At 74.5% G+C, this 15,616-nt stretch carries 15 protein-coding genes and 1 pseudogene; 11 read left to right on the plus strand and 5 right to left on the minus strand.

The genetic code is table 11. The features are described 5' to 3' along the window. The first annotated feature begins 21 nt into the window (after positions 1-21). Entirely contained in the window at positions 22-1,797 is a 1,776-nt protein-coding gene (locus ACIRG9_RS09520) for an ABC transporter ATP-binding protein (RefSeq protein ID WP_402852711.1), read from the plus strand. Positions 1,798-1,865: 68 nt separating this feature from the next. Here the strand turns inward: ACIRG9_RS09520 and ACIRG9_RS09525 are convergent, their stop codons facing one another. From ACIRG9_RS09525 to ACIRG9_RS09535, 3 genes are read right to left on the minus strand one after another with little or no spacing between them, the layout of a single operon-like run. Next, positions 1,866-2,477 (minus strand): TetR family transcriptional regulator, encoded by a 612-nt coding sequence (locus ACIRG9_RS09525; protein WP_402852714.1) that lies wholly within the window; start codon positions 2,475-2,477, stop codon positions 1,866-1,868. Then, a complete protein-coding gene (locus ACIRG9_RS09530) occupies positions 2,474-3,229 on the minus strand; it encodes an ABC transporter permease (protein WP_402852717.1) in 756 nt (251 codons plus the stop codon). The genes ACIRG9_RS09525 and ACIRG9_RS09530 overlap by 4 nt, the downstream gene beginning before the upstream one ends. Continuing rightward, entirely contained in the window at positions 3,226-3,969 is a 744-nt protein-coding gene (locus tag ACIRG9_RS09535; RefSeq protein WP_402852720.1) for an ABC transporter ATP-binding protein, read from the minus strand. The genes ACIRG9_RS09530 and ACIRG9_RS09535 overlap by 4 nt, the downstream gene beginning before the upstream one ends. A 106-nt stretch (positions 3,970-4,075) precedes the next feature. Here ACIRG9_RS09535 and ACIRG9_RS09540 point away from each other — a divergent pair, with 106 nt between their 5' ends. From ACIRG9_RS09540 to ACIRG9_RS09560, 5 genes and pseudogenes are all read left to right on the plus strand, one after another. Next, positions 4,076-4,465, plus strand: a complete 390-nt coding sequence (locus ACIRG9_RS09540; RefSeq protein WP_402852723.1) for a MerR family transcriptional regulator — start codon at positions 4,076-4,078, stop codon at positions 4,463-4,465. Positions 4,466-4,685: 220 nt separating this feature from the next. Next, a pseudogene (locus tag ACIRG9_RS09545) lies at positions 4,686-5,360 on the plus strand (phosphoribosyl-AMP cyclohydrolase); the annotation flags it as partial. A 180-nt stretch (positions 5,361-5,540) separates the two neighbouring features. Next, positions 5,541-5,975 carry a phosphoribosyl-AMP cyclohydrolase gene (gene hisI, locus ACIRG9_RS09550; RefSeq protein ID WP_402853080.1) on the plus strand — a complete coding sequence of 145 codons (435 nt, stop codon included), beginning with the start codon at positions 5,541-5,543 and terminating at the stop codon, positions 5,973-5,975. Next, the gene (locus ACIRG9_RS09555) at positions 5,972-7,525 is read left to right on the plus strand and encodes an anthranilate synthase component I (RefSeq protein ID WP_402852726.1); all 1,554 of its coding nucleotides are present in this window, start codon (positions 5,972-5,974) and stop codon (positions 7,523-7,525) included. Before hisI ends, ACIRG9_RS09555 begins: the two co-directional genes overlap by 4 nt. Further along, the gene (locus ACIRG9_RS09560; RefSeq protein ID WP_402852729.1) at positions 7,522-8,094 is read left to right on the plus strand and encodes a Trp biosynthesis-associated membrane protein; all 573 of its coding nucleotides are present in this window, start codon (positions 7,522-7,524) and stop codon (positions 8,092-8,094) included. Before ACIRG9_RS09555 ends, ACIRG9_RS09560 begins: the two co-directional genes overlap by 4 nt. Here ACIRG9_RS09560 and ACIRG9_RS09565 read toward each other — a convergent pair. Further along, on the minus strand, positions 8,087-8,356 hold the full coding sequence (locus ACIRG9_RS09565) for a hypothetical protein (RefSeq protein WP_402852732.1): 270 nt from the start codon (positions 8,354-8,356) through the stop codon (positions 8,087-8,089). The genes ACIRG9_RS09560 and ACIRG9_RS09565 overlap by 8 nt on opposite strands. Before the next feature lie 423 nt (positions 8,357-8,779). On the opposite strand from ACIRG9_RS09565, the gene trpC reads away from it, so the two are divergent. From trpC to ACIRG9_RS09590, 5 genes are all read left to right on the plus strand, one after another. Next, complete coding sequence (trpC, locus tag ACIRG9_RS09570; RefSeq protein ID WP_091122053.1) at positions 8,780-9,643, plus strand: indole-3-glycerol phosphate synthase TrpC; 864 nt, start codon at positions 8,780-8,782, stop codon at positions 9,641-9,643. A 37-nt stretch (positions 9,644-9,680) separates the two neighbouring features. Further along, on the plus strand, positions 9,681-10,913 hold the full coding sequence (trpB, locus tag ACIRG9_RS09575) for a tryptophan synthase subunit beta (protein ID WP_402852736.1): 1,233 nt from the start codon (positions 9,681-9,683) through the stop codon (positions 10,911-10,913). Positions 10,914-10,980: 67 nt separating this feature from the next. After that, a complete protein-coding gene (gene trpA / locus ACIRG9_RS09580) occupies positions 10,981-11,784 on the plus strand; it encodes a tryptophan synthase subunit alpha (protein WP_402852738.1) in 804 nt (267 codons plus the stop codon). A 476-nt stretch (positions 11,785-12,260) separates the two neighbouring features. Continuing rightward, positions 12,261-13,430 (plus strand): prolipoprotein diacylglyceryl transferase, encoded by a 1,170-nt coding sequence (lgt, locus tag ACIRG9_RS09585; protein WP_402852741.1) that lies wholly within the window; start codon positions 12,261-12,263, stop codon positions 13,428-13,430. 11 nt (positions 13,431-13,441) lie between these two features. Next, positions 13,442-14,629: an FAD-dependent oxidoreductase gene (locus ACIRG9_RS09590; protein WP_402852744.1), complete on the plus strand. Its 1,188-nt coding sequence runs from the start codon at positions 13,442-13,444 to the stop codon at positions 14,627-14,629. Between the two features lie 35 nt (positions 14,630-14,664). Here ACIRG9_RS09590 and ACIRG9_RS09595 read toward each other — a convergent pair whose 3' ends face one another. Continuing rightward, positions 14,665-15,510, minus strand: a complete 846-nt coding sequence (locus ACIRG9_RS09595) for a GNAT family N-acetyltransferase (RefSeq protein ID WP_402852747.1) — start codon at positions 15,508-15,510, stop codon at positions 14,665-14,667. Between the last annotated feature and the right edge of the window lie 106 nt (positions 15,511-15,616).

Raw genomic sequence — 15,616 nt, forward strand, 5'->3', positions numbered from 1 at the left:
CGCGAACGAGAGGCCGGCACGGTGAGCGCGACGGTTGAGGCGGAGCGGCCCGAGTCGACCTGGCGGACGCTGCGCCGCGGCCTGGCCCTCTCCCCGGAGCTGAGGACGGGACTGGCCGGCACGCTCGGGCTGGCGCTGGTCTACATGGTCGGCCGGGTCGCGGTGCCGGTGGCCGTGCAGCGCGGCATCGACCACGGCATCGTGGGCGGCCTCGACGTGAACGTGATCTCGCTGACCGTGATCGCCACCGCCGCCGTGCTGGTGGTGACCACCGCCTGCGGCTACCTGATGATGCGTCGGCTCTTCACGGTCAGCGAGACCGCCCTCGCCGGCGTGCGTACCCGGGCCTTCCGGCACGTGCACGACCTGTCGATGCTGCACCAGCAGTCCGAGCGGCGCGGCTCGCTGGTCTCCCGGGTCACCAGCGACGTCGACCAGATCACCCAGTTCCTCCAGTGGGGCGGCGTGATCCTGATCGTCAACCTGGGCCAGCTCGTGGTGACCACGGCCGTCATGCTGGCGTACTCCTGGCAGCTGACCCTGGTGGTGATCACCGCGTTCGCGCCGGCGGTGCTGGTGATCCGGGTGCTGCAGCGCCGCCTCGCCGTCGCGTACGGCCTGGTCCGCCAGCGGACGGGCACCATGCTCGGCGCCATCGGCGAGAGCGTGGTGGGCGCCCCGGTGATCCGGGCGTACGGGATCGCCGGGCGGACCGCCCGGCGGCTGGACGCGGCGATCGAGGGGCAGCGGCGGGCCCAGCAGGGAGCCATCCGGATCAGCATCCTGGGCAGCTCGGTGGGGGAGCTGGCGGCCGGCCTGGCCCTGGCCGGCGTGGTGGTGGTCGGGGTGAACCTCGGCGTCGACCGGACCCTGTCCATCGGCCAGCTCACCGCGTTCCTGTTCCTGGTGACCCTGTTCATCCAGCCGGTGCAGATCGCCACCGAGGTGCTCAACGAGGCGCAGAACGCGATCGCCGGCTGGCGCCGGGTGCTCGACGTGCTGGACGTCGCGCCGGACGTGGCCGACCCGGGGGAGCGGGGGCGGGAGTTGCCCTCCGGCCCGCTGGACATCCGCTTCGCGGAGGTGACCTTCGCCTACCCGGGTGGGCCGCCGGTGCTGCACGGGGTGACGCTGGACATCCCGGCGAAGAGCCGGGTGGCCGTGGTCGGCGAGACCGGCAGCGGCAAGACCACCTTCGCCAAGCTGCTCACCCGACTGATGGACCCCACCGAGGGCGAGGTGCTGCTCTCCGGCGTGTCACTGCGCCAGGTGCGGTTCGAGTCGCTGCGCGCCCGCGTGGTGATGGTGCCGCAGGACGGCTTCCTCTTCGATGCCACGGTCGGGGAGAATGTCCGCTTCGCCCGCCCGGAGCTGACCGACGCGCAGCTCACCACCGCCTTCACCGAGCTGGGGCTGGCGGACTGGCTGGACGGCCTGCCGGCCGGGCTGGACACCCCGGTCGGCGAGCGCGGCGAGGCGCTCAGCGTCGGCGAGCGGCAGCTCGTCGCGCTGGCCCGGGCGTACGTAGCCGACCCCGACCTGCTGGTGCTGGACGAGGCGACCAGCGCCGTCGACCCGGCCACCGAGGTACGCCTGCAGCGCACCCTGGACGCGGTCACCCGGGGCCGGACGACGCTCGCCATCGCGCACCGGCTCTCCACCGCGCAGGCCGCCGACGAGGTGATCGTGGTGGACCGGGGCCGGATCGTCCAGCGCGGCCCGCACGACGAGCTGGTCAAGGACCCCGACTCCGTCTACGCCCTGCTCTACGCCTCCTGGCTCGAACAGACCCGCTGACGCCCCTGGTCGCGTTGATCAAGAAGTTTGCGTCGGGATCCGACCGCCTGGAGACGCAAACCTCTTGATCAACTCGGGTTGGGTGGGGGGAGGGGGGCGGTCAGGTAGCGCTGGAGGGTCGGGCCGATCGCGGTGACCAGGGTGTCCGGGGCGGCGGAGGCGATCGGTTCGATGCGGATGACGTACCGCGTCATGATCAGGCCGGCCAGCTGGCTGGCCACCAGCCCCCCGCGCAGCGCGCGCTCGGCGGGGTCGACATCAAGGTGCTCGACGACCCGGCGCAGCACCTGGGTGACCAGGAACTCGCGCAGCAGCCGGGCGGTCCACTCGTTGTTCACGGCGGAGCGGAGCAGCGCCAGCCCCGCCGCGCCGACGGGGGAGTCCCAGACCTTCAGGAACGTGCGGACCAGCCGCTCGCCCACCTGGTCCGGGCCGGCGGCCAGCACGGCGGGCAGCAGTTCGGCCGGGTCGAGGGGGATCGCCACGGTGGCCCGGAACAGCTCCTCCTTGGTGCCGAAGTAGTGGTGCACCAGCGCCGGGTCCACCCCCGCGGCGGCGGCGATCGCCCGGATCGAGGCGGCGTCGAAGCCACGCTCGGCGAACGCCGCCCGGGCCGCGTCGAGGATGGCCTCCCGGGTGTCCGGGTTGCCGGGTCGTCGTCCGGTCCGCCGCGCCCTCATCCGCTGCGCCGACGCAGGGTGGCCGCGGCGAGCACCAGTGCCGCCACCGCCGCCCCGGCGACGATCGCCACGTCCCGCCACATGGTCCCGGTCGGCTCGGCGTGCGCGCCGACCTCCTGCAGCGCCTCGACCGCGTACGACAGGGGCAGCGCGTCGCTGACCGCCTGGAGCCAGCCGGCCATCTGCCCACGCGGCACGAACAGCCCGCACAGCAGCAGTTGCGGCGCCACCACCAACGGCATGAACTGCACGGCCTGGAACTCGGTGCGGGCGAACGCGGAGCAGAACAGGCCGAGCGCCACGGCGAGCACCGCGTTGACCCCGGCGATCATGACAACCAGCCAGAGGCTGCCGGCGGTGTCCAGCCCGAAGACCCGGTACGCCACCAGCGACGCGATGGTCGACTGCACCACGCCGGCCAGGCCGAACGCGATGCCGTAGCCGAAGAGCAGGTCGAGCTTGCCCAGCGGGGTGGTGAGCAGCCGTTCCAGCGTCCCGGTGGTGCGTTCGCGGAGCATGGCGATGCTGGTCACCAGGAACATGATGATGAACGGGAAGAAGCCCAGCATGATCAGTGCCACCCGGTCGAAGACGGCCGGTTGACCCGGCGGGGTGGGCTGGTCGGCGTACATGTAGTAGACCAGGGTGAGCAGCGCGGTGGGCACCACGACGAGCAGCGCGACGGTCCGCCGGTCGTGTCGGAGCTGGCGCAGGATCCGCCCGATGGTGGCGGCCAGGATGCGGGGGTTCACGACCGTTCCCTTCCGGCGGGCGCCCGGCCCGCCTCGTGCGCCTGGATCAGCCGGAGGAAGGCCTCCTCCAGGTCGTCGGCGCCGGTGGTGGCGCGGACCGAGTCGGGGGTGTCGTCGGCGATCAGCTGACCGTCCCGGATGAGCAGCAGCCGGTCGCAGCGGGCCGCCTCGTCCATCACGTGACTGGACACCAGCAGGGTGGTGCCGGCGGCGGCCATGGCGTGGAACCGGGCCCACAGGTCGGCCCGGAGCACCGGGTCCTGGCCGACGGTGGGCTCGTCGAGGATGACGAGTTCCGGATCGCCGACCAGTGCGCAGGCCAGCGAGGCACGGCTGCGCTGACCGCCGGAGAGCGTGCCGACCAGCTGGCCGGCGGCGTCGGCCAGGCCGACGTCGGTCACCGCGCGGTCCGCCTCGGCCCGGCCGCGCCCCTGGAGTACGGCGAAGTAGCGCGCGTTCTCCCGGACGGTCAGGTCGGCGTAGACGCTGGGCGCCTGGGTCAGGTAGCCGACCCGGTTCCGCAGGCTCGCCGCGCCGGCTGACCGGCCGAGCACGGTCACCGTGCCCGAGTCGATCGTCTGCACCCCGACGATCGCCCGCATCAGGGTGGTCTTACCACTGCCGCTCGGCCCCAGCAGCCCGGTGACCGTGCCGCGGGGCACCGAACAGGAGATGCCCTGAAGCACCCGCCGTCGGCCCCGGTCGACCACCAGGTCACGGACCACGACTGTGCCGTCCATGTCCGCCTCCAAGAACTCATCATGCGTTGAAATCAACGCTAGTTGAGTTACGCCGCTCCGCGCAACGGTTGACTTCGAGTGGGCTCGAACTGGAACCCTTGGACGGGTGGACATCAGCACGCGGGAGACGAGCCTCAGCGTCGGTGAGGCGGCGGAGCGGGTCGGCCTGACCACCTACACGCTGCGCTGGTACGAGCAGGAGGGTCTGGTCGCCCCGGTCGGCCGCGACTCCTCGGGCCGGCGGCGCTACACCGAGTCCGACGTCAACTGGCTGTTCCTGCTCACCCGGCTGCGCCGCACCGGGATGCCGGTACGGGACATGCGCCGCTACGCCGAGCTGGCCCGGCAGGGGGACCGGACGCTCGGCGCGCGGCGGGCCCTCTTCGAGGCGCACCGCGTCCGGGTGCTGACCCGGATGGCCGAGTTGACGGAGGATCTCAAGGTGCTCGACCACAAGATCGACGCGTATCGCCGGGCGGAGGAGGAACTGGCCTGATCCGGCCTGCGGTCCCCGGGAAAGGTACCCCGGGGTAGCAATGCGATTCGTCGGGCACTAGCCATCGCACCGGACACGAGGTCGGGCAACGGTCATTGCGTCGAAGATCGGACTCCGGCACCATGTCGCGGTGGGTCCCCCTGCGCTGCCCGAGACCGGATTCCTGGACGAGTGGGCCGCCCGTCTGCGGCAGGCCGCCGACCGTCCGGTGGTCGGCATCATGCTGCGCGGCAGCCACGCCCGACAGGCCGCCACCGAGCACAGCGACGTCGACGTCGACGTGCTGCTCGCGACCGAGGGGGAGCGACCCGCCGACGAGCCGTGGCGGGCCGCACTCCCCGATCCCGGGGCGGCGGGCCCGCCCGCGGCCGGCCTCCCGTACGCGGCGCGACGGGCGTACCTCGCCGAGTTCGAGGGACGCCTCGTGCACGTGTCGGTGGCCGCGCGGGACGTCCGGTCCTGGGTCCACCGGCTCGGCCAACCGGCCGACTGGGCGTTCGGGCTGCCGGTCACCGCGCCGGCCCGGCTGATCTGGGCCACGCCGGAGTGGCGGCGCCGGATCGACCTGCCGGTGCTCTGCCAGCCCGCCGACGAGCCCCGGCTGGAGGAACTCATCGCCACCCTCGGCAAGGTCGCCGGCGCCCGGTGGGCCGCCGACCCGCTGGGCGTCCGGCTCGCCGCCGCCGACCTGGCCCGGCTCTGCCCGTCCGTGCTACGGCTGGTCAACCCGTCGATCCGGGTGGCGTCCCGCCGGGACGCGCTGGCCGCCGCGCTGGACCTCCCGGTCGCCCCGCCCGGCTACCGCGACGACATGCTGCGCTGCCTCGGGCTGCGCCCCGGCGCCACCGGCGAGGTCGCGGCCGCCGCCGGCCGGCTGGTCACCGGGATCGTCCCGCTGGTCCGCCCGTACGCCGAGGAGATCGCCGCGGTGGCCGGCACGGACCTGGCGGAGGCCCTGATCGACGGTCGGCTCGACCGCTACCTGGCGCAACTGACCCGCGCCCTCGGCCGTCCGGGGGCCACCTCTCGGGACACGTCGGCGGTGCCCGCGCCGCGTGCGGGAGAATGGCTCACCGTGCCCGCCTCTGACGCGCCGGTGACCGGCGCCCCTGCCCGTTCCGGCGGCGCCGCGGCCCCCGGCCCGGCCCGCCCATCCCGGCTCGACCCGGCCATCGCGGCCCGGCTGCGCCGCACCGCCGACGGTCTGGTGGCCGCGGTGGTTCGCCAGCACGACTCGGGTGAGGTGCTGATGGTCGCCTGGATGGACGACGAGGCGCTGCACCGCACCCTGACCACCGGCCGGGCCACCTACTGGTCGCGCAGTCGCCAGGAATACTGGGTGAAGGGCGCCACCTCCGGCCACCACCAGTACGTCCGCTCCGTCGCCCTGGACTGCGACGGCGACGCCCTGCTGGTCAGCGTCGACCAGGTCGGCGCGGCCTGCCACACCGGGCATCACACCTGCTTCTTCACCGAGCTGCCGGTCAGCTCCCCGGAGGCGACGTCATGACGGACGGCACGGTCAGCCCGGAGCAGAGCGCCTTCGCCGAACTGGCGTCCCGCTGGCGGGTCGTGCCGGTCACCCGGCGGCTGCTGGCCGACGCGGAGACCCCGGTCGGCGTCTACCGCAAGCTCGCCGGCGGCCCCGGCACCTTCCTGCTGGAATCCGCCGAGCAGGGCGTCGGCTCGGCCGGCACCGCCTGGTCCCGCTACTCGTTCGTCGGCGTACGCAGCAGCGCCACGCTGACCGAGCGGGACGGCGCGGCGGTCTGGGCCGGCGCGCCGCCGGCCGGCGTGCCGGCCTCCGGCGACCCGGTGGCGGTGCTCCGCGAGACCGTCGCCGCCCTCGCCGGCCCGGCCTGGGACCCGGCCAGCGGGATGCCGCCGCTCACCGGGGGCATGGTCGGCTACCTCGGGTACGACCTGGTCCGGCGCTTCGAGCGGCTGCCCGAGCTGACCGAGGACGACCTCGACGTGCCCGAGCTGGGCATGATGCTCGCCACCGACCTGGTGGTGCTCGACCACTACGAGGGGTCGGCGATCCTGGTCGCCAACGCGGTCCTGCCGCCGTTGGACGCGCCGGGCCGGGAGGCGCTGGTCGCGGCGGCGTACCACCACGCGGTGGGGCGGCTGGACGCGATGACCGCGGCCCTGTCCCGGCCGATTCCGCCCATGATCTCGACGGTCGCCCGGCCCCCGGCCGGCGACGTGGTCAGCCGTACGCCCGAGGGCGGCTACCCGAAGGCGGTGGCGGCGGCCAAGGAGGCGATCCGGGCCGGCGAGTGCTTCCAGATCGTGCTCAGCCAGCGATTCGAGCGGGACACCCACGCCGACCCGCTCGACGTCTACCGGGTGCTGCGTACCACCAACCCCAGCCCGTACATGTACCTGCTGCGCTTCGACGGCTTCGACATCGTCGGCTCCTCGCCGGAGGCGCACCTGAAGGTGAGCGCCGGTCCGGACGGGCGGCGGCGGGCGCTGCTGCACCCGATCGCCGGCACCCGGCCGCGCGGCGGCTCCCCGGAGGCGGACGCCCGGCTCGCCGCCGAGCTGCTCGCCGACCCGAAGGAACGGGCCGAGCACGTCATGCTGGTCGACCTGGGCCGCAACGACCTGGGCCGGGTGTGCCGGCCGGGCACGGTCGAGGTGCCGGAGTTCGCCACCATCGAGCGGTACAGCCACGTCATGCACATCGTCTCCACGGTGGTGGGGGAGCTGCGCGCCGACCGCACCGCCTTCGACGCACTCGCCGCCACCTTCCCCGCCGGCACCCTCTCCGGGGCGCCGAAGGTACGGGCCATGGAGATCATCGAGGAGTTGGAGCCGGTCCGGCGGGGCCTCTACGGCGGCACCGTCGGCTACTTCGGCTTCGGCGGCGACCTGGACATGGCCATCGCCATCCGTACCGCGCTGATCCGCGACGGCCGGGCCTACGTGCAGGCCGGGGCCGGGGTGGTGGCCGACTCCGATCCCGCCGCCGAGGACCAGGAGACCCGGAACAAGGCCGCCGCGGTGCTCGCCGCCATCGCCGCCGCCGAGACCCTTCGGCCCGCCCGATGACGGCGTCCACCACCGGGTCCCCGGCCGGCCGGGGCCGGCGCGAGCTGACGTACGCGGTGCTGCTCTGCCTGGCCGGGGCGGGCCTGGCGCTGTGGGCGGTGACCCGGACCTGGTCGGTCGAGCTGGCCGCCCGGGGCTCGCTGCCGCCGGTGCGGCACGCCCGCACCGGCGCGGACCTGCTGCCCTGGGCCTCGGCGCTGGCCCTGGTCGGGCTGGCCGGCGGCGGCGCGGTGCTGGCCACCCGGGGTCGGCTCCGGCGCCTGCTGGGCGGCCTGCTGACCCTGGTCGGGCTGGCCGTGGCGGCTGGCGGCGGGTACGGCCTGACCGCCGACCTCGGTGCCGGGGTGAGCCGGCAGTGGCCGGTGCTGGTGCTGCTCGGCGGGCTGGTCGCCGCGACCGGCGGCGGGGTCACCGCGCTGCGCGGCGGCGGCTGGCCGGCGATGGGCGCCCGCTACGAGCGGTCGGCACGGCCGGCGGGTCCGGCGGGCGCCGGGCGGCCGGCGGTGGAACGTGGCACCCGGGACGCCTGGGAGGCGCTCGACCGGGGTGAGGACCCGACCGTCAACTGACCGGCTGCCCGGCGCGCGCGTCGCGGCGCTCCCGGGCGGCGCGGGCGGCGCTCAGCTCGGCGACCAGGCGGTCCAGTTCTCGGCGCTGCGCGGCGCGCGCCCGGTCGGCGCAGACCGCCTCCCAGGCGTTGCCACGGGCGGTCCGCATCCGGCCGTCGCCGATCACGGCGCGTTCGACGGTGTGCACCACGCCGACGGCGAGCGACGCGACGGTCCGGGAGATGGTGGTGAGCCCGATGTGGTTCGGCTCGATGGCGCTCATGGTCACCCCGCACGAGTTCGTTGACGCCGACGGGCGCCTTATCGAGTCTGCCCGATCGAAATCCTGCCGGGCTCGCGTTTCGCCGCCGTGACATCCAGGTCAACAGTCCGGCAGCGGGGGCGACCTGGGCAGGGCCGTTCGTCCTTGAGCTTGGTCACAACATCGAGAACGATCGTGGTCCTGCGCATCCGGGGTGGCCCATGGTGAGATGGGGCATGGGCGTTGGTCGATATGTGGATCGGGCCGCGGGACGGCCCGGACGGCACCGGCCGCCGGGCGAGGTGGCACTGCGTGACATCCCGTTCACCGAGGCCGGCCATCATGCCACAGCCCATGTGGTGAGGTGCGCCATACCCCCGGCGCTTGTCGCCAGGTGGCGCCCCCTAGCATCGGCCCATGACACCCGGAGAGGGGAGTCCGTTGGTGACTGCTGAGCATGCGCACGCGGAGGGGGACGACGCCGGTCCGGCGGCGTCCACAGGCGTACTCGACGAGATCCTGGCCGGCGTGCGCGAGGACGTGGCCCGGCGACAGGCGCAGGTGCCGCTGGAGCGGATTCGCGAGCTGGCCGCCGCCGCGCCGCCGCCGCTGGACGCGTATGCGGCCCTGCGCCGGCCCGGCGTGGCGGTGATCGCCGAGGTGAAGCGTTCCTCGCCGTCCAAGGGGCGGCTGGCCGAGATCGCCGACCCGGCCGACCTGGCCGGCGACTACGCGGCCGGCGGGGCCCGGGCGATCAGCGTGCTCACCGAGGGCCGCTGGTTCGGCGGGTCGCTGGCCGACCTGGCCGCCGTGCGGGCCGCGGTCGGCATCCCGGTGCTGCGCAAGGACTTCGTGGTCTCCAGCTATCAGGTGCACGAGGCGCGGGCGCACGGTGCCGACCTGGTGCTGCTGATCGTCGCGGCGCTGGAGCAGAACGCGCTGGTCGGCCTGCTGGAGCGGATCGAGTCGCTCGGCATGACCGCACTGGTCGAGGTGCACACCGAGGAGGAGGCCGACCGGGCCCTGGAGGCCGGCGCACAGGTGATCGGCGTCAACGCCCGTGACCTGCGTACCCTGGAGGTCGACCGGTCGGTGTTCGAGCGGATCGCGCCCGGCCTGCCGAGCAGCGTCGTCAAGATCGCCGAGTCCGGCGTACGCGGGCCGCACGACCTCATCCGGTATGCCTCGGCCGGTGCCGACGCGGTCCTGGTCGGCGAGGGCCTGGTCACCCAGAAGAGCCCCCGCGAGGCGGTCGCCGAGCTGGTCAACGCCGGCAACCACCCGGCCACGCCCCGCCCGGTGCGCTGAGCCGCGCCGGCCCCCCACGCAGCGAGAGGACAGCGCGATGACCGCTGACGCCCCGGCCGCCCGGGTCCCGGACGCCGCCGGTCACTTCGGCCGGTTCGGTGGGCGATTCGTCCCGGAGGCGCTGGTCGCGGCGCTCGACGAGCTGGACGCGGCGTACCGGAAGGCGATGACCGACGAGGCCTTCCTCGCCGAGTTCGGCGCCCTGCTGGTCGACTACGCCAACACCCCTTCGCCGCTCTACCAGGCCCGGCGGTTCTCCGCGAAGGCCGGGGCGCGGATCCTGCTCAAGCGGGAGGACCTCAACCACACCGGCGCGCACAAGGTCCGCAACGTGCTCGGTCAGGCCCTGCTCACCAAGCGGATGGGCAAGACCCGGGTGATCGCCGAGACCGGCGCCGGGCAGCACGGCGTGGCCACCGCCACCGCCGCCGCGCTGTTCGACCTCGAGTGCGTGGTCTACATGGGCGAGGTCGACACCCAGCGGCAGGCGCTCAACGTGGCCCGGATGCGGATGCTCGGTGCCACCGTCGTCCCGGTCACCACCGGCTCGCGGACCCTCAAGGACGCGATGAACGAGGCGATGCGGGACTGGGTCGCCAACGTCGACAGCACCCACTACCTGATCGGCACCGCCGCCGGGCCGCACCCGTTCCCAGAGATGGTCCGGGACTTCGTGCGCGGCATCGGCGAGGAGGCCCGCCGGCAGTGCCTCGACCTGACCGGCGCGCTGCCGGACGCGGTCGCGGCCTGCGTCGGCGGCGGCTCCAACGCGCTGGGCATCTTCCACGCGTTCGTGCCCGACACCGGCGTCCGCCTCTACGGCTTCGAGGCCGGCGGCGAGGGCGTGGCGACCGGCCGGCACGCCGCCAGCATCACCGGCGGCACCGCCGGCGTGCTGCACGGCACCCGCACGTACGTGTTGCAGAACTCCGACGGGCAGACGATCGAGTCGCACTCGATCTCGGCCGGCCTGGACTACCCGGGCGTCGGGCCGGAGCACGCCTGGCTGCACGACACCGGCCGGGCGACGTACCTGCCGGTCGACGACGACGAGGCGATGGCCGCGTTCGAGCTGCTCTGCCGCACCGAGGGGATCATCCCGGCGATCGAGAGCTCGCACGCGCTCGCCGGTGCCCTGAAGATCGCCCCGCAGCTCGCCGCCGAGCTGGGCCGGGAACCGGTCATCGTGGTCAACCTCTCCGGCCGGGGCGACAAGGACGTGCACACCGCCGGCGAGTTCTTCGGCATCCTCGACCAGGAGCAGGCATGAGCGAGCCAACCATTCGGCTCAGCAGCGTGGCGGCTCGCGCCGCCGCGGAGCGAAGCGAGGCGGTGGCGTGAGCCGGATCGGGGTGGCCTTCGACAAGGCCCGCGCGGACAATCGGGCCGTGCTGGTCGGCTGCATGCCGGCCGGGTTCCCGACCGTCGAGGGCAGCATCGCCGCGATGAGGGCCATGGTCGAGGCGGGTGTTGACGTCATCGAGGTGGAGATTCCGTACTCCGACCCGGTGATGGACGGCCCGGTCATCCAGCGGGCCAGCGACATCGCCCTGGCCGGGGGTGTGCGTACCCGGGACACGCTGCGCGTCGTCGAGGAGGTGGCGGCCACCGGCGCGCCGGTGGTCACCATGACCTACTGGAACCCGATCGAGCAGTACGGCGTCGACGCGTTCGCCCGCGACCTGGCCGCCGCCGGGGGCACCGGCCTGGTCACCCCGGACCTCATCCCCGAGGAGGCCGGCGAGTGGCTGGCCGCCTCCGACGCGTACGGCCTGGACCGGACGTTCCTGGTCTCCCCGTCCTCGACCGACGCACGGCTGAAGATGACCGTCGAGCACTGCCGGGGCTTCGTCTACGCCACCGCGATCATGGGCGTCACCGGCGCCCGGGCGCAGACCTCCGAGGCGGCGCCGATCCTGGTCTCCCGGACGCGCGCGGTCACCGACCTGCCGGTCGGCGTCGGGCTGGGCGTGGGCACCGGTGCGCAGGCCGGCACGGTCGCCGGGTACGCCGACGCCGTCATCGTCGGCAGCGCGCTCATCCGCTGCCTGCTCGACGCCCCCGACCAGGCCGCCGGGCTGGCCGCGCTGCGCGCGGTGAGCGCCGAACTGGCCGAAGGGGTCCGCAACCCGGTCCGCTGATTGCGGCAGTGGCCGGTCCGGCCGGCCCTCCCCGGCCACCCATGGCATCGTTTCTCAGCGCCTTCGAGCTGAATCGTCGGTGATATCGCCGGCAGGAGGCGGCGGGAGGTGAAGCAGGATGCGGCAAGTCGTGGTCTTCCGGAGGCGGGATACAACCACATGCCGCACCTGGAGTGGATCATGTTGCTGGGCAGTGCGCGGAACACGTGCACCAGCACGTCCGGCAGGAGCCCGCGACGGCCGGCCGGTGGTGGGGGAGCGGCCCGGTCCGCCCGGCAACGCCCAGCGCCGGCCGCATCCGGAGCGCCGGCAGAGCGGCACCCGACCGGCCTGGTCGGTGACGACGGCGGCGACCGCCCAGATGGGCGTGCTCCGGACAAAGAGCCTACGACCGCGCAGAGCAGAAGTCAGCCGACCCGTGAAGCGGGCCGCCCGGGGTGCCGGAAGCACCCTCCGCACGGGTAGCGTGTTCACCCGTGACCCTCGCCCCGATGACCCCACTGGCGGCGCTGCCCAGCCCCGCCACCGCCGTCTGGCAGCTCGGTCCGGTTCCGCTCCGGGCGTACGCATTGTGCATCCTTGTCGGCATCGTGGTGGCCGGCGTGGTGACCGAGTATCGGCTGCGCCAGCGTGGCGTCGCCCCCGGCGCGGTGCTCGACATCGCCGTCTGGGCGGTGCCGGCCGGGATCGTCGGCGCCCGGGTCTACCACGTGATCACCTCGCCGGAGAAGTACTTCGGCGCCGGTGGCGAGCTGATCAAGGTGTTCTACATCTGGGAGGGCGGGCTCGGCATCTGGGGCGCGGTCGCCGGCGGCGCGGTCGGCGCCTGGTTCGCCGCCCGCCAGCTCGGCCTCCCCCTCGGGGTGGTGGCCGACGCGCTGGCGCCGGGCATGCCGCTGGCCCAGGCGGTCGGTCGGCTCGGCAACTGGTTCAACAACGAGCTGTACGGCGGCCGCACCAGCCTGCCCTGGGGCCTCCAGGTGCACGTGATGGACCCGGACAATCCCGGCCACGCCCTGCGTGACGACGCCGGCAACCCGGTCCTCCAGCCGGGTCTCTACCAACCGACCTTCCTCTACGAGGCGCTCTGGAACGTCGGCGTCGCCGCGCTGGTCTACTTCCTCGACCGGAAGCTGCGGTTCGGCCGGGGCCGGGCGTTCGCGCTCTATGTGATGGGCTACACGGCGGGCCGGTTCTGGATCGAGATGATGCGCACCGACGAGGCCAACCACATCCTCGGCCTGCGGCTGAACGTGTGGACCGCGGGGCTGGTCTTCCTCGGCGCGCTGGTCTACTTCGTGCGGGTCCGCGGGCCCCGCGAGTTCCTGATCCCGATCGGCACCCCGGCCACCCCGGTCCCGCCCGCGGGTGGCGACGTGTCGCAGGTCGACCTCGCCGCCGGGGAGTCCGGGCCGGACAGGGTCGCGCCGGACGGCTATCGGGTGGTCAGTGCGGAGCAGTTCCGCGCGTACCAGGAGACCGGTGCGGTCCCCGACGAGGAGCCGCCGGCCGCCGACGCGGCGCCGGCGTCGGACGCCGACGGCCCGACCGCCGTCGACGCCGAGCCCCGCGCCGAGGCGGGTGTCCGCACCGGTGCCGAGCCGGGCGACGAAGCCCCGGCGGCGGTCCCCGACCGGGACAGCTGAGCGGGGGAGTCATGCGAACCGCGGTGGTGGTCGGTGCCGGTCTCGGCGGCCTGGCGGTGGCCGGCGCGTTGGCCCGCTCCGGGTGGCGGGTCACCCTCCTCGAACGGGCCGACCGGGTCCGTCCGGAGCCGACCGCCGTCATGCTCTGGCCCAACGGGGTACGCGCGCTGCGCGCCCTCGGCCTCGGCGCCGGCCTGGACGCGATCGCCACGCCGGTCCCCGACGGCGGGGTACGCCGGCCCGACGGGCACTGGCTGGTGCAGCCCCGCCCCATGCCGGCCGAGCGGATGCCGGTGGTGGTGCACCGGGAGGACCTGCACGACGCGCTCATCGCCGGCCTGGGTGATCAGGTGGAGCTGCGTACCGGGGTGACCGTGCGGACGGTGCGGGCGGTGCCCGGGGAGCGCCCGGCGGTCGGCGACGGCCGGCAAACCGTGACGGCGGATCTGGTGGTCGTGGCCGACGGCACCGACAGCGAGATCCGCCGGCAGCTCGCCCCGGAGGCGGCGGTGGTCAGCTCCGGCTGCGCCGCCTGGCGGGCCGTCATCCCCTGGTACCGCGTGCCGCAGCTCGCGGCCGACCAGCCTGAGTTCGGGGAGACGCTGGGCGCCGGCTACCGCTTCGTGGCCGCCTCGCTGGGCGAGCGGGGCACGGCGGGTGCCTCCCGCCGGGGCGGCATCTACTGGGTGGCCACCGCCGCCGGCGCGCCCCGCCCGGAGTCGCCGGAGACCCAGCTCGCCCTGCTCAAGCGCTGGTACGCGGGCTGGCCCGCGCCGATCGCCGAGCTGCTCGACGCCACCGACCCGGCCGACCTGGTGCAGCGGGAGATCCGCGAGCTGCGCCCGCTGCCCCGGTCGTACGGCTTCCCGGCCGGGCCGGGCGGGGTGGTGCTGCTCGGCGACGCCGCGCACGCCATGCCGCCGCACCTCGGGCAGGGCGCCTGCCTCGCCTTCGAGGACGCGGCGACGCTCTCCGCGCTGCTGCGCGAGTCCCGGCTGCCGGACGCGGTGGCCGCGTACGACCGGCTGCGCCGGCCGCGGGCGGCGACCATGGTGCGGCAGACCCGGCGGATGTCGGCCGTCCTGCAGACCCGGGGCCGGCTGGCGCTGCGTGCCCGCGACGCCGCCCTCGGCACGATCAGCCCCCGGCTGCGCAACACGGCCGCCTCGGCCGCCGCCTCCTGGCAACCGCCCACCTGATCGGGTCGCCCAGGTCCGGCCCCGGCCGACGAGGGTCAGCCGACGAGGGCGGCGGGCTCGGCGATGCAGGCGGTGCCGATCCGGCGGAAGCCGACCCGCAGGTAGACGCGGGCGATCTCCTCGCTGCCGGCGGAGAGGAAGACCAGGTCGGTGCCGGCGGCGCGCAGTTCGCGGGCGAGGGTGGCGGTGACCGCCGCGCCGAGGCCGCGCCGGCGGGCCGCCGGGAGGGTGGCCACCCCGGCGATCTCCGCCACGTCGCCGACCCGCATCGCCATCCCGCTGGCCAGTGGGCCCTGTTCCGGCGTCCTGGCGAGCGCGGAGATCCGCCGCCCGTCGACGATCCGGACGGCCTCCTCGTCGAGGGCGGCCACGTCGAGGCTGGGGATCGCGGCGTCCCGCTCGGCCGGCCCGGCCTCGCCCCGCGCGGTGCCGCCGTTGGAGAAGCCGACCGCCGCGACGGCCCGCCGGGCCGCCACGTCCGCCGGAAAGCCCGGGTCGGCCGGGTCGAGGACCCGCACCGGTACGTCGGTGAGCGTCGCCGGGTCGGGCAGGCGGGCCGGGTCCAGCACCATCAGCGGCGCCTCCAGCACGGACAGCCCCGCCGAGCGGGCCACCGCCAGCAGGTCGGGGGTGATCTCGTGCACCCACTCGAACGCCTCCGGCAGGCCCAGCTCCCGTTGCCGGGCCCGGACCGCTGTCACGTCGGCGAGTGCGGGCGGTGCGGTGGCGTCCAGCCGGGGCCGGGCGTAGAACGGCCAACCGGCGCCGTCCCGGACGAAGAGCACCAGAGCGCCGTACTCCTCGACACGGGCGCCGTCCCGGGGCACCGCGTCGTAGAAGCGCTCCAACCGGTCGAGTTCGTCAGCGCGTACGACATCCACCGCGCGAGACTACATGTCCCAGACTTTGGAATGTGTGATCAATCCGCACTGGCCTCGCGTCACTCGCCCTAACGTAGACTCAATTCGCCAGCAAGGGCCAACGTCG

It is taken from the genome of Micromonospora sp. NPDC093277, assembly GCF_044765245.1.
Taxonomy (GTDB): Bacteria; Actinomycetota; Actinomycetes; order Mycobacteriales; family Micromonosporaceae; genus Micromonospora.

What these genes read in the sequence shown, in the direction of transcription:
- ACIRG9_RS09525 (WP_402852714.1), bottom strand. Translation starts at nt 2,477, where the DNA reads ATGAGGGCGCGGCGGACCGGACGACGACCCGGCAACCCGGACACCCGG.
- ACIRG9_RS09535 (WP_402852720.1), bottom strand. Translation starts at nt 3,969, where the DNA reads ATGGACGGCACAGTCGTGGTCCGTGACCTGGTGGTCGACCGGGGCCGA.
- ACIRG9_RS09555 (WP_402852726.1), top strand. Translation starts at nt 5,972, where the DNA reads ATGACGGACGGCACGGTCAGCCCGGAGCAGAGCGCCTTCGCCGAACTG.
- ACIRG9_RS09560 (WP_402852729.1), top strand. Translation starts at nt 7,522, where the DNA reads ATGACGGCGTCCACCACCGGGTCCCCGGCCGGCCGGGGCCGGCGCGAG.
- ACIRG9_RS09565 (WP_402852732.1), bottom strand. Translation starts at nt 8,356, where the DNA reads ATGAGCGCCATCGAGCCGAACCACATCGGGCTCACCACCATCTCCCGG.
- trpB (WP_402852736.1), top strand. Translation starts at nt 9,681, where the DNA reads ATGACCGCTGACGCCCCGGCCGCCCGGGTCCCGGACGCCGCCGGTCAC.
- ACIRG9_RS09590 (WP_402852744.1), top strand. Translation starts at nt 13,442, where the DNA reads ATGCGAACCGCGGTGGTGGTCGGTGCCGGTCTCGGCGGCCTGGCGGTG.